The following is a 12,265-nucleotide window of genomic DNA, read 5'->3' as shown; positions in this document are numbered from 1 at the left end:
GTCCGTCATGCGATGTCTTCTGCGCTCGTTTTTGCCGTTTGTCCTTGCCCTCGCCGGCTGCGGCACCGGCACCGGACAGCCCGACGTTTCGTTCCCGGCGGTCTTCGTCTCTGCCGCGACGAACGAATTCGTCGTGGACGACGTCGACGTCATCCTGGACGAGGCGCGTGTGGCCTTCGGGCCGGCTTATTTTTGCGCCAGCGCCTCGGGCTCGGCCACCCTTTGCGAGGCGGCGGTCGGGGAGATTCGGCGCGTCACGGCGATCGACGTCCTCGGGGAAGGGGAGACGCCGCTCGGCACGTACGCGGGGTTCGCGGGGGACGTGCGCAGCGCCTCGTACGATTACGGGATTCACTGGTTCTTGCCAGAGCAGGAGGCCCAGGCTTCGCCCGAGGCGCCGGGCGGGCATTCGGCACGCGTGCGGGGCGTGGCCAGCCGCGCCGGCACGTCCGTCCGGTTCGAGGCCGACATCGACGTCGCCCCGCTCTTTCAAGGCCAGCGCGCCGTGCCGACCACGAAGGTCGAGGGTACGGTCACCGAGGCGACCTCGCGGCTCGAGGTCCGGTTCGACGTCGCATCCTGGCTTTCCGCCGTGGATTTTGGCGCGGCGCTCGATGCCGGCGCCGATCCGTTCGTCCTCGGACCGGGTGCGCGTGACCACGACGCCGTCGTGATCCGCATGGTTTCGACCCACCCCCCGTCGTTCGACTTCGTGGAGGGCGAGGCGCCGGCCGCGCCCTAGCCGTCTGCTCCTTTGTTGCCCGCGCGCGCGCTGTGTGTGCGCCTCGGGTGCGCACCTCCGTGCCACCCGCCGCGATCGACTGCGCCGACCGCGCGCGGTCACGGCTCTTCGGATCGCGCCTACCGGCGCGCGGGACGAGCGGGGTACGAGCCTCCGCGGTGCGCGGCTCGCGGTCGCCTCCGCCTCGGCTCGTTGCCTCGTTTTGCTCGTGCTTTCGCTCGGGTCGCGGCCTTCCGTCGGGGACCTAGACGGCCATCTTTCGCCGTCCGTCCCTCGCATTTCTCGGGGCCCTCGGGGGCTTTGGCATGCCACGCGCAAGGAGCCGCGAGCACGAACGAAGGGCGGCGCCTCGGCGAGGCGCGGCACGCCGAGAAGAACGGATTGAGGAGCTCGACATGAAGGCGACCGACCTACTCAAGCAACATCACCGCGAAGTCGAAGAGTTGTTCCGCGAGATCGAGGGTGCCGAGGACGAGGACGAGCGTGCCTCGCTGCGCGAGGAGCTCGCCAACGCGCTCGCGGCGCACACGGCGATCGAGGAGGAGATCTTCTATCCGGCGGCGATGGAGTCGCTCGGCCCGAGCGGTCGCATCCGTGAGGCCTTCGAGGAGCACGCGGTCGCGGACTTCGCGCTCTACCGGCTGATGTCGGTCAGCGTGGGCGACGAGACGTTCTCGGCCAAGCTCGGCGCGCTCAAGGACATCGTGATGAACCACGTCGAGGAGGAGGAGAGCGAGCTCCTGCCCCAGGCGGAGGGGGAGATGGAGCGTGAGCAGCTTGAGCAGCTCGGCGATCGTCTCCAGTCGCGGTTCTCGGAGCGCCTGGCGGAGGGGCATCGCCCGATCCTGGAGCGGAGCCTGGGCATCGCGGCGCGGCAGGTGGCCACGCAGGCGCCCGGGGCGAAGAAGGCGGCGGCTCCGCGCAAGCGCGCGCCGGCGAAGCGCCAGGCGATGCCGAAGCGGGCGGCGGGGGCGGCCCAGCGTGGCGCGCCCCAGCGCGGCGCGGCGAAGCGTGGTGCGGCCAAGGCGGCGGCGCCGGCGAAGCGTGGCGCGGCGGTCGCGCAGAAGCGGAACGGCGGGGCCGTGGCGGGCGGAGCTGCGCGGACGCAGACGCGCAAGACGGCGGCGGCGCAGAAGGCGCCGGCTGCGCGCGGGCAGGGAGCGTCGCGGACGCAGTCGCAGAGCGGCGGGGCGGCGCGGGGCGGCCAGGCCGGCGGCGCGCGAGGGGCGCAGAAGGGGATGGCGCGCGGTAGCAGCGCGCGGGGTCAGGCGGGGCCGGCGCCGCGCAAGCAGCGGGCGCGGGGCTAGGGTTTCGTGTCCTCGTGGATGGCGGGTTCGGGGGGGCCTGCCATCGACGAGCGCGTGACAATCGCGGGTGGCGGGTTCGGGGGGGCCCGCCGGCCCGCGAGCGTCGAGGCCAATCGTGAATGACGGATCGGGGGGGTCCGCCATTCACGAGCGCGGAGCAAAATCGTGAGTGACGGGTTCGGGGGGGCCCGTCACGCGCGGATTGCATCGCGAAACCGCGCAGAAAATTTCGCAGAACAAAGATTGAATAAACCCAGGGATCCGCATTCAGCATTTATCGCGGCTGGACGGTTGTTTTCGCTTGACCGAGCGAACCATTTCATGTGCTTTTGGGGGCCTCACCCTTGTCTTCACGGAGGTCCCATGACCCGGATTGCTTCTTATTGCATTGCGGCAAGCGCCCTTTTCCTCCTCGCCCCGAGCGCCGCGCTCGCGCAGGAGGGTGAGGCGACGCCGCCGCCCGCGCCCGAGGGGCAGGCTGCGGCGGCAGCGGCGCCGGCGGCCGCGCCTGCGCAGGCTGCGCCGGCGAAGGCCGAGCCCAAGGAAGATCTCAAGGACAAACCCGCGCCGAACTCGATCTATGCCGAGGGCCTCGGGGCCGGGCTTTGGTACTCGATCAATTACGAGCGCCGCGTCATCGACGACCTCGGCGTGCGCGTCGGGTTCAGCTACATCTCGATCGGGGCGACGGTCTCGGCGGGCAACTCTTCGTCGAGCGCGAGCGCGAGCCTGTTGACCTTCCCCATCACGGCCAGCTACCTCGGCGTTCGCAGCGGCAAGCATGCGCTCGAGGTCGGCGGCGGCGTCTCCGTCACGTATGCGACGGCGCAGGCCTCGAACAGCTTCGGCTCGAGCGCGTCGGGCTCGGGCGTGGGCGCGTATGGCAGCGCGATGGTCGGGTATCGTTTGCACCCCGTGGACGGCGCAGGCTTCAACTTCCGCGTCGGCGCGATGGCGCTCATCGGCCCGGGGTTCAACGTCTTCGGCGACGACCCCACCGCCTTCGGCGTCCTGCCGTTCGGATACATCAGCCTGGGCGCGAGTTTTTAGGCTGACTCCCGCGGCAGAAGCAGCGGATTGAACGGCGCTTCCCCCAGGCCCACGCGCGCCGCGTACTCGTAGGCGTCGTCCGTCGCGGCGATGTGTTGCGCGGCCGCGTGAATGTCCCGGAAGCACCGATCGAGCACCGTACCCGCGTAAATCGCGCTCGACCCGCCCGCCCGGAATGCAAACGACGTCACGTCCGCGGCGACCTCGGTCGTATACGTCGTCGCCGCGCGCACGGCCGCCCAATCATCGGGCGATAGCACCCGGCCCGCCTCGGCCCTTTGCATCGACAGCTCGATCACCTCGCGCGCGAGCGCCCGCGCCGCGTCGAGGGCCGCGCGCTTTCGGCCGAGCTCCACCCGGAAGCTCGATTGCGCGGCCAGCGCCTCCCCGTTCCAGGCCTTGATCCGGCGCGGCGCGACGATCGTGATCTCTTCGAGCGCCCGCCGCGCCACGCCAAGCGCGAAGCCGATGTGCCCCGGCGCCACGAGCGCGATGAACGGCAGCTCGAAATAGGCCTGCCCCCGCTTCCGTGCCGCCCCCGGATACGAGCACGTAAAAGCCTCCTCCACGAACACCGACTCCATGCGGTAATGGTTGCTCCCGCTCCCGCGCAAAAACGCGGTGTTCCACGTATCCTCGATCGTCACCCGCGACACCGGCACCGCGACCTGCACGAACGACGGCGGCCCGACCTGCGCCGGCTCCTCGATCGTCGCGGCCGTGTACACCCAGCTCGCGTGCCGGATTCCGCTGCCGAATCCCCACCGCCCCGTCACCTCGAATCCCCCGCGCACCCGCCGCGCCTTCCCCATCGGCACCTGCAGCCCGGCCGACGTCGTCATTCCCGCGGCAAAGATCTCACGCGTCGCCGCCTCCGGCAGATAAGCGCCCATCATCCCGTTCATGATCGCCCCGATCATCAGCGCCCAGCCTGCGGACGGGTCCGCGTGCGCCATCGCCTCGTACACCACGAGCTGCGTCCGCCCGTCCGCGCCTTGCCCGCCCACCTCCTTCGGCGCCGCGAGCGCGAACAGCCCCTCCTTTTTCATCACGTCGACCACGGCCGGATGCAGCGTCGCGCCCTCGTTCGACGCGTCCGCGTGGGCCTCCGCGACCGGGCGCACCCGGGCGACGGACGCGAGCAGGCTGGTTTCGAGCACGTTCTCGGTTCCCTTCGTCATGACGGTTCCCTCCGGCGACCGGGGTTCTTGGCCGGTCATGCCCATGTAGACAACGACAACATGCCAAAGTTTCCGCCGTCAACATCGAATGTTGCGACTGTCAACATCCGCCTCGGACGTGCTAGGCTCGGGGCCGTGCCTCGACGCCCGCCTCGCCCGTATCACCATGGGGACCTGCCTCGTGCCCTTCGGGAGGGCGCGCTCGCGCTCATCGAGGAGCGCGGGCCGATGGGGTTCACGCTCCGCGAGCTCGCGCGCCGGATCGGCGTCTCGCATGCCGCGCCGTACCGGCATTATGCCGACAAGCAGGCGCTGCTCACGGCGCTCGCGGCCGAGGGGGCGCATCGCCTCGCGGACGCGGTCGACGCCGCGCTCACGGCGGCGGGCCCCGACCACCGCGCGCGTTTCCTCGCGGCCGCGCATGCGTACGTGCGTTTCGCGATCGACCACCCCGGGTATTTCCAGGCGATGTTCTCCGCCGACACCGACCCGAACGACCCTGCGTACGTGAACGGCCGCGAGCGCAGCCTCGGCCTGCTCTATCGCTACATCGCCGACGCGCAGGCGGCGGGGTATTTCGGCGAAGGCGAGGCGCTCTCCTACGTGATCCCCGTCTTTGCAATGCACCAGGGCCTCGCGGTGCTGGCGATGTCGGGCGCATTCACCCCGCTCGGCATGACCGACATACGCGCCGCGTCGGACCTCGCGCACGGGCGCCTGCTCGACGGGCTCACGCGCGCGCCCGAGGCGAAGGGCAAGCTGCGCACGAAAGCGTGAGGGGCGCGCCCTTGCGATCTTCCGTGATCGCGCCGTGCCGTGCCATCCTGGCATGGCATGGTGCGCACGAGGATCCTTCTGTCTTCGATGGTGGTGGGCCTCATCTCGGCGGCGAGCGCGTGCTGGCTCGGCGACTACCAGCCGCCCACGGGCCACGCGGGCGGCCCGGCGCAAGGCCCCGAGGTCCGCTGCGGCGACGACGTCTGCGGCCCCTCCGAGGTTTGCTGCGTCGAGCAGGGCGACGCCCCCACGGCCGCGTGCAGCCCTGCGAACGCCTGCATCTCCCTCCCGATCCCGTGCGACGGCCCGGACGACTGCGCGCACGTGGGCGGCATCTGCTGCGGCCTCTGGGACGAGGTCGCATCCAAGTACACCGCCGTCGAGTGCTCGGACGCCTGCAGTAGCAGCGATCGTGTCCCGATCTGCCGCCTCGACCGCGACGACGCAGATTGCCCCACGGGCCTCGATTGCAAAGAGGAGCGCCTCTTCGGCCCGGGGTTCGGCTACTGCGCGCCCTAGCATACGCCTGGTATCCCCGCCCCGTGACATCCGGCCACGCCCGTCTGGAAACGGCCGTTCTCAGGGCCCCCGCGTCCCGCGGCAAACGCCGGGCCCCGAGCCCTTTCTACGATGGCCTTGCCCTTGCACAGAGCGGGGGCACACGCCAAGTAGCCACTTTCCAACGCCTTCGCCTCGGGATATCCCGCCATGATGCGCATCTCTACGCAGCTTCTCGCCGTGGGCACCGTTCTCCTCTCGACCTTCCACGCGAGCCTCGCCCAGGCGCAGTATTACCCGCCGCAGCCTTACCCGTATCAACAGCCTTACCCGTACGGGCAGCCCGCTCCTTATCAACAACCCTACCCGTACGGGCAGCCCGCTCCTTATCAACAGCCCTACCCGTACCAGCAGCCGAACCCCTATCAGCAGCCTTATCCGGCGTACGGCTCGCAGAACTACCTCGACACCGGCAATTCACGCAAACCCAAGCACCAGCTCACCCTGCGCGTCTCGCCCGGCGCGAGCTTTCATTTCATTCCCGGAAGCTCGGCCCAGCCGGCCTTCGCCCTCGACGCGGCCCTCGGCTTCCGGGCCGGCGTCGCCTCCTATACCTCCATCTGGACCGAGGCCGGCTACGCCTACGACACCCAGGGCCCGGGCCATTTCGTCGCCGTCGGTGTCGGCCCGCTCTTCGGGACGAACCAGACCTCGGTCGGCATCCTCGAAAAACTCGTCATTGGCGACGTCGCCGGCGGCCTCGCCGTCGGCCCCCGGACGAGCCTCGTCCTCATGCTTTACAATGGCGGCCTCGCGGCCGAGGTCGGCCATCAATGGATCTACAGCAACGTCGCGGGCGCCGGCCACAACGAGCTCCGCCTCCAGGTCTCGGTCGACCCGATCACCTTCTTGATGCGTTTCATGGGCCGGTAGCCCCCACCCCGAACGGATCGAGCCCCCGGCGCACGCCCGGGCCGTCCTTCAGCCCCAGGCACACTCCGCCCCGGCAAAACCCCCGTCACGCGCCTTTCTGCGCTCCCCCCTTGCTCTCCGACCTTTTTCCTGAGAAGCCTTCCGCCGCGCGGCCTCCGGATCCCTTGTCACTCTCTGTGCCGCCCCCCAAGGTGACGACCATGGCAGACAGCTTCGGTGCGAAGAGCACCCTCTCGGTTTCCGGCAAGTCCTACACGATCTTCCGCCTTCGGGCCCTCGCGAGTGATGCCGAGCTCGCGCGCCTCCCGGTCTCCCTGCGCATCCTCCTCGAGAACCTCCTCCGTCACGAGGACGGTCGTGTCGTCCGCAAGGAGCATGTCGAGGCCGTCCTCCGCTGGGATCCCAAGGCCGCGCCTTCCCAGGAGATCTCCTTCCACCCCGCGCGTGTCCTCCTCCAGGACTTCACCGGCGTCCCTGCCGTCGTCGACCTCGCCGCCATGCGCGAGGCGTTCGCGGGCATGGGCGGCGATCCCAACCGCATCAACCCGCTCTCGCCGGCGGACCTCGTCATCGACCATTCGGTCGAGGTCAACTACTTCGGCACCCGCGACTCGCTCGTTCGCAACGCCGAGCTCGAGTACCAGCGCAACGAGGAGCGGTACGTCTTCCTCCGCTGGGGCCAGCAGGCCTTCGAGAACTTCCGCGTCGTCCCGCCGGACACCGGCATCTGCCATCAGGTCAACCTCGAGTACCTCGCCCGCGCCGTCATGACCGACGCCGAGGGCCGCGCCTTTCCCGACACCCTCGTCGGCACCGACTCGCACACCACCATGATCAACGGCCTCGGCGTCGTCGGCTGGGGCGTCGGTGGCATCGAGGCCGAGGCCGCGCTTCTTGGCCAGCCCGTCACCATGCTCGTCCCCGAGGTCGTCGGCTTCAAGCTCACGGGCAGCCTGCGCGAGGGCGCCACGGCGACCGACCTCGTCCTCACCGTCACCGAGATGCTTCGCAAGAAGAAGGTCGTCGGCAAGTTCGTCGAGTTCTACGGCCCGGGCATCGCGTCGCTCTCGCTCCCCGATCGCGCCACCATCGCCAACATGGCGCCCGAGTACGGCGCCACGATCGGCTTCTTCCCGATCGACGGCGAGACCCTTTCGTTCCTGCGCTTCACGGGCCGTTCCGCGGACCAGGTCGCGCTCGTCGAGGCCTACTGCAAGGAGCAGGGCATCTTCCGCACCGAGGGCATGCCCGACCCCGTCTTCAGCGACACGCTCGAGCTCGACCTCGGCGCCGTCGAGCCCTCGATCGCCGGCCCCAAGCGCCCGCAGGATCGCATCCGCCTCGCCGCGTCGCGCACCGGCTATCGCCGCAGCTTGCACTCGATGATCGAGAAGAGCTTCGGCGACATCGACGCGGCCACCGTCGCGAAGTGGTGTGACGAGCCGAGCGCCGACAAGCCCACGGATGACGCCGTCGCGGCGCGCATGCTCGTCCGCGACAAGGTGCTCAAGCCCGTCACCGTCGAGGAGGGCGACACCTCGTACAACCTCCGCCACGGCTCGGTCGTCATCGCGGCGATCACCTCCTGCACGAACACCTCGAATCCGGCCGTCATGCTCGCGGCGGGCATCCTCGCGAAGAAGGCCGTCGAGCGTGGCCTCTCGGTCAAACCGTGGGTGAAGACCTCGTGCGCGCCCGGCTCGCAGGTCGTCGCGGATTACTACGAGGCCTCGGGCTTGCTCCCGTACCTCGAGGCGCTCGGCTTCCACCTCGTCGGTTACGGCTGCACCACGTGCATCGGCAACTCCGGCGCGCTCCCCGACACGATCGTCGACGCGATCAAGAAGGGCGACCTCGTCGCGGCGAGCGTGCTCAGCGGCAATCGCAACTTCGAGGGCCGCATCAACCCGAGCGTGCGCATGAACTTCCTCATGTCGCCGCCCCTTGTCGTGGCCTACGCGCTCCGCGGCGACATGGACTGGGACCCGTACTCCGAGCCGATCGGCAAGGATCGCAACGGCACGCCCGTCTACCTCCGCGACATCTGGCCGACGTCGGAAGAGGTCCGCGAGACCATCCGCTCGGCCGTGAAGAGCGAGCAGTTCAAGACCCGGTACGACAATGCTCTCGTCGGCGACGTCGCCTGGCAGAAGCTCAATGTCCCCGCGGGCAAGACCTTCTCCTGGGACGACAAGTCCACCTACGTCCGCAAGCCGCCGTTCTTCGAGAACCTCGGCAAGCAGCCGCAGCCGCTCACGGACATCGTTTCCGCGCGTGTCCTCGCGCTCCTCGGCGACAGCGTCACGACGGACCACATCTCGCCGGCGGGCAACATCTCGAAGACGAGCCCTGCGGCGCGTTACCTCATGGAGCACGGCGTCCAGCCGGCCGACTTCAACTCGTACGGCGCGCGTCGTGGCAACCACGAGGTCATGATGCGGGGCACCTTCGCCAACATTCGCATCAAGAACGCGCTCCTCGGCGGCGAGGAGGGGCCGAACACGCTCCACCTGCCCGCGGGCACGAAGCTCAGCATCTACGACGCGGCGATGAAGTATGCCGAGGAGAAGGTGCCGCTCGTGGTGCTCGCGGGCGTCGAGTACGGCACGGGCTCCTCGCGTGATTGGGCGGCGAAGGGCACGAAGCTGCTCGGCGTGCGCGCGGTCATTGCGAAGAGCTTCGAGCGTATCCACCGCTCGAACCTCGTCGGCATGGGTGTGCTCCCGCTCGAGTTTGCCGCGGGCGAGGACGCGCAGACGCTCGGCCTCGAGGGTCGCGAGACCTTCGACATCAAGGGCATCGCCGAGGGCGTCACGCCCTTCAAGAAGCTCGAGGTCGTGGCGACGAAGGCGGACGGCACCAAGAAGACGTTCACGGTGACGGCTCGCATCGATACGCCGAACGAGGCGGATTACTACCTGAACGGCGGCATTCTGCAGTACGTGCTCCGGCAGATGGCGAAGTAACATCGGCGCCCATGGCGCCCACGAATCGGCTCTCGTGCATCTCGCTCCTGCTCTCCGCCGTGCTCGCGACGAGCGCCTGCGGCGAGGACGAAACGGGCGAAACGCGTCACACGCTCGTTGCCGTGACGCATGGCGAGGGCCGGTTCGTGGCCGTCGGGTACGACGACATCGAGCGCGCCGACAACCTGCCCTTGCTCATGAGCTCCGCGGACGGCCTTTCGTGGACGCGGCACGACGCTTCGCTTCCCAGGCAAGAGCTCCACGACATCGCGTTCGGCAATGGCGTCTTCGTCGCCGTCGGCGGCACGGCTCATCCCACCGCGACGGGCGCGTCCATCCCGGTCGCGCTCACCTCGGACGACGGCGTCGCGTGGACGCGCATCGATCTCCCCACGACCGAGCCCCTTCGTCATGTCGCGTTCGGCGGCGGCCTGTTCGTGATCATCGACCATGCCGGCCAGACGTTCGTCTCGACGGATGGCCGGAACTTCACGCCGGCGGCGGCGATCCCCGACGGATACTCCATCAGCGGGATCACCTTTGGCGCGGGCCAGTTCGCCCTCTGGGGCTTCCATCCGGGCGTGTACCTCTCGCCGGACGCGCAGGTCTTCAGCGAAAAACCCCTCGTCGACGTGCAGGAGGTTCACTGCCTGCATTTCGCGGCCGGCCAGTTCCAGGGCATCGGCATAACCTCGGAAGGCCCGGACGAACAGCCGACCGTGACGAGTTTCGTCGTCACGTCCGAAACGGGCGACACGTGGGCTGCGAAGGTCGGCAGTTTTCCGTGCCATGGTTTGGCCGAGTCGAACGATGTCCTCGTCGCGGGCTCGGGGGATCAATTGTATCGATCGGTCGGAGGCAGCGACTTCGCGGTCACGCATACGGCTGCGGAGCGGCACAACCGGCTCGACGTGACGGTGGGGGACGGCGTCTTCGTGGCGGTCGGGGTCGACGAAATCGACACGAGCACGGACGGACAAACCTGGACCGTGACGCCGATCCCGCGATAACGCGATCTATTTGAAGGTTGTAGACCGCATTCGGCGCGGACAGCACGGCGGCGTCGCGGCCGAACGTGAGCGAACAGCTCCCGCGGCCGTTCGCGGCGTAATACACGGCCTCGCCCTTCGAGATGTTCATCTTGGCGCGTCCTTGCGGAACTCCGGCGGGCGATGAGGTGTCCTGCACGCCATGAGGCTCCACGCTCACGCTTTGCGCGGCTTTCTCGTCGGTCGGCGGCTCGGGAGGGCGCGCTGGGTCTCCGGGCAGATCACGACGCTCTCGTGGCTCGCCAGAGGCACGCTGGGCCTCCTCGCGCTCCTGATGATCCTCGGGAACCAACTGGATCAGGATATGCGCGCGAAGGGGCTCATGCCCGTGCAGATCGAGCCCCTGCCGTTTGTCGGGGCGCACCCGTGTATCTCCCCGAGTGACGTGGAAGAGCCCCCGCCCGAAGAGGAGCCCCCCTGCTCGCGAAAGGGCAAACGCCCGGACGCGCGCTGAACGCCGCTACTGCGCCCGCTCGGGCAAACCGAGCGCAATCCGGCGGAGCAGATCCAGCACGGCATACGCCGCGGCGATCTGCACCTCCTCGCGTTCGCCCTGAAAAACCTTGCTCCGCACGACCGTGCCGCCCGGATGCGCGACGGCCCAGTACACGAGGCCCACGGGCTTCTCCGCCGTGCCGCCCGTCGGGCCCGCGATGCCCGTCACCGACACGCCCACGTCCGTCTCGCAGACGCGACGCACGCCCTCGGCCATCTCCGCCGCCACCTCGGCCGACACCGCGCCATGCCAGCGCAGCGTGTCCTCCGAAACCCCGAGCAGCCGCGTCTTCGCGCTGTTCGCGTACACCACCGCGCCGCCGACGAGGTAATCGCTCGCCGGATAACGCGTCAGCATGTGCGCGATGAGCCCGCCCGTGCACGACTCCGCGAGCGCCAGCCGATAGCCGCGGCTGCGCACCGCGCGGCCCACCATCTCGGTGAACGCCTCGTCGCCCTCGCCGTACACCACGTCGCCGAGCCGCGCCTTCACCTCGGTCGACGCCCGGATCGCAAGGTCCCGCGCGACCTCTCGATTCGCGCCCCGCGCGTGCACCTTCACGTCGACCTCGGGGAAATGCACCCGATAGCCGAGCGTCACGCCCGCGTGCGTGCCCTCGATCCCCGCGAGCGCCTGCCCGACGAGGCTCTCGCCGAGCCCGTACGTCCGCAGGCGCACCTGGAACGTGTTGTTCGGCGCCGACGGCCGGATCCGCGGCAAGACCTGATCCGTGAACATGCGCTTCATCTCGCGCGGCACGCCCGGCAGGAAGAAGAGCGGCGTGTCCCCGAGCGGGATCGAAAACCCCGGCGCCGAGCCCACGCTGTTCGACAGGACGTCCGCGCCCGCGGGCAGGTCCGCCTGCTTCTCGTGGCCCGCGTTCATCGTCTTGCCGCGCGACTCCACGCGCCGCCGAATCGCGAGCAGCGCGCTCTCGTCACGCACGAGCGACACGCCCGCGGCCTTGGCCGCCGCCGCCGCCGTGAGGTCGTCCGTGGTCGGCCCGAGTCCGCCCGTCACGACGACCAGCCGGCGCGTCTGCGCCAGCGTGCGCAGCGCCGCGACGATCTGGTCCACGTCGTCGGGGATCGCGTCGATCACATCCACGGTGAAGCCCGCGGCCGTCAGCTCCGCGGAGAGCCACGCCGCGTTCGTGTTGACGATTTCGCCTCGGGTGAGCTCGGTACCGATCGAGAGAATCGCGGCGGTCATTTAGGGGCATGCACTCTATCCCATCACGCGCCCTTGACGAGGGGCTCGATGGCG

Annotated in this window: 11 protein-coding genes; 9 read left to right on the top strand and 2 right to left on the bottom strand. The window is 69.3% G+C overall.

Annotated elements, in window-relative coordinates:
- Positions 1-7: 7 nt before the first annotated feature.
- The 3 genes from KEG57_RS18335 (at position 8) to KEG57_RS18325 (ending at position 3,099) form a co-directional block, all read left to right on the top strand.
- A complete protein-coding gene (locus KEG57_RS18335; protein ID WP_272421509.1) occupies positions 8-742 on the top strand; it encodes a hypothetical protein in 735 nt (244 codons plus the stop codon).
- Between the two features lie 395 nt (positions 743-1,137).
- A complete protein-coding gene (locus KEG57_RS18330; RefSeq protein ID WP_272421508.1) occupies positions 1,138-2,049 on the top strand; it encodes a hemerythrin domain-containing protein in 912 nt (303 codons plus the stop codon).
- Positions 2,050-2,412: 363 nt separating this feature from the next.
- Positions 2,413-3,099: a hypothetical protein gene (locus KEG57_RS18325; protein WP_272421507.1), complete on the top strand. Its 687-nt coding sequence runs from the start codon at positions 2,413-2,415 to the stop codon at positions 3,097-3,099.
- On the opposite strand, the gene KEG57_RS18320 is transcribed toward KEG57_RS18325, so the two are convergent.
- Positions 3,096-4,280 carry an acyl-CoA dehydrogenase family protein gene (locus tag KEG57_RS18320; RefSeq protein WP_272421506.1) on the bottom strand — a complete coding sequence of 395 codons (1,185 nt, stop codon included), beginning with the start codon at positions 4,278-4,280 and terminating at the stop codon, positions 3,096-3,098. The genes KEG57_RS18325 and KEG57_RS18320 overlap by 4 nt on opposite strands.
- Before the next feature lie 135 nt (positions 4,281-4,415).
- Here KEG57_RS18320 and KEG57_RS18315 point away from each other — a divergent pair, with 135 nt between their 5' ends.
- From KEG57_RS18315 to KEG57_RS18290, 6 genes are all read left to right on the top strand, one after another.
- Positions 4,416-5,057 (top strand): TetR/AcrR family transcriptional regulator, encoded by a 642-nt coding sequence (locus tag KEG57_RS18315; RefSeq protein WP_272421505.1) that lies wholly within the window; start codon positions 4,416-4,418, stop codon positions 5,055-5,057.
- An 87-nt stretch (positions 5,058-5,144) separates the two neighbouring features.
- Positions 5,145-5,576, top strand: coding sequence for a hypothetical protein (locus tag KEG57_RS18310; RefSeq protein WP_272421504.1), 432 nt, complete (start codon positions 5,145-5,147; stop codon positions 5,574-5,576).
- A 189-nt stretch (positions 5,577-5,765) separates the two neighbouring features.
- Positions 5,766-6,488 carry a hypothetical protein gene (locus KEG57_RS18305; protein ID WP_272421503.1) on the top strand — a complete coding sequence of 241 codons (723 nt, stop codon included), beginning with the start codon at positions 5,766-5,768 and terminating at the stop codon, positions 6,486-6,488.
- A 200-nt stretch (positions 6,489-6,688) separates the two neighbouring features.
- Complete coding sequence (gene acnA / locus KEG57_RS18300) at positions 6,689-9,454, top strand: aconitate hydratase AcnA (protein ID WP_272421502.1); 2,766 nt, start codon at positions 6,689-6,691, stop codon at positions 9,452-9,454.
- 11 nt (positions 9,455-9,465) lie between these two features.
- Positions 9,466-10,464, top strand: coding sequence for a WD40/YVTN/BNR-like repeat-containing protein (locus KEG57_RS18295; protein WP_272421501.1), 999 nt, complete (start codon positions 9,466-9,468; stop codon positions 10,462-10,464).
- Positions 10,465-10,645: 181 nt separating this feature from the next.
- Entirely contained in the window at positions 10,646-10,957 is a 312-nt protein-coding gene (locus KEG57_RS18290; RefSeq protein ID WP_272421500.1) for a hypothetical protein, read from the top strand.
- Positions 10,958-10,963: 6 nt separating this feature from the next.
- Here KEG57_RS18290 and KEG57_RS18285 read toward each other — a convergent pair whose 3' ends face one another.
- The gene (locus KEG57_RS18285; protein ID WP_272421499.1) at positions 10,964-12,211 is read right to left on the bottom strand and encodes a CinA family nicotinamide mononucleotide deamidase-related protein; all 1,248 of its coding nucleotides are present in this window, start codon (positions 12,209-12,211) and stop codon (positions 10,964-10,966) included.
- Positions 12,212-12,265 lie beyond the last annotated feature (54 nt).

The organism is Polyangium jinanense, from assembly GCF_028435365.1.
This window is presented reverse-complemented; position numbering and strand designations above follow the sequence as displayed.

Excerpts from the sequence above, each read along its gene's own strand:
- KEG57_RS18335 (WP_272421509.1), top strand. The coding sequence starts at position 8 with ATGCGATGTCTTCTGCGCTCGTTTTTGCCGTTTGTCCTTGCCCTCGCC.
- KEG57_RS18330 (WP_272421508.1), top strand. The coding sequence starts at position 1,138 with ATGAAGGCGACCGACCTACTCAAGCAACATCACCGCGAAGTCGAAGAG.
- KEG57_RS18325 (WP_272421507.1), top strand. The coding sequence starts at position 2,413 with ATGACCCGGATTGCTTCTTATTGCATTGCGGCAAGCGCCCTTTTCCTC.
- KEG57_RS18320 (WP_272421506.1), bottom strand. The coding sequence starts at position 4,280 with ATGACGAAGGGAACCGAGAACGTGCTCGAAACCAGCCTGCTCGCGTCC.
- KEG57_RS18310 (WP_272421504.1), top strand. The coding sequence starts at position 5,145 with ATGGTGGTGGGCCTCATCTCGGCGGCGAGCGCGTGCTGGCTCGGCGAC.
- KEG57_RS18305 (WP_272421503.1), top strand. The coding sequence starts at position 5,766 with ATGATGCGCATCTCTACGCAGCTTCTCGCCGTGGGCACCGTTCTCCTC.
- acnA (WP_272421502.1), top strand. The coding sequence starts at position 6,689 with ATGGCAGACAGCTTCGGTGCGAAGAGCACCCTCTCGGTTTCCGGCAAG.
- KEG57_RS18295 (WP_272421501.1), top strand. The coding sequence starts at position 9,466 with ATGGCGCCCACGAATCGGCTCTCGTGCATCTCGCTCCTGCTCTCCGCC.
- KEG57_RS18290 (WP_272421500.1), top strand. The coding sequence starts at position 10,646 with ATGAGGCTCCACGCTCACGCTTTGCGCGGCTTTCTCGTCGGTCGGCGG.
- KEG57_RS18285 (WP_272421499.1), bottom strand. The coding sequence starts at position 12,211 with ATGACCGCCGCGATTCTCTCGATCGGTACCGAGCTCACCCGAGGCGAA.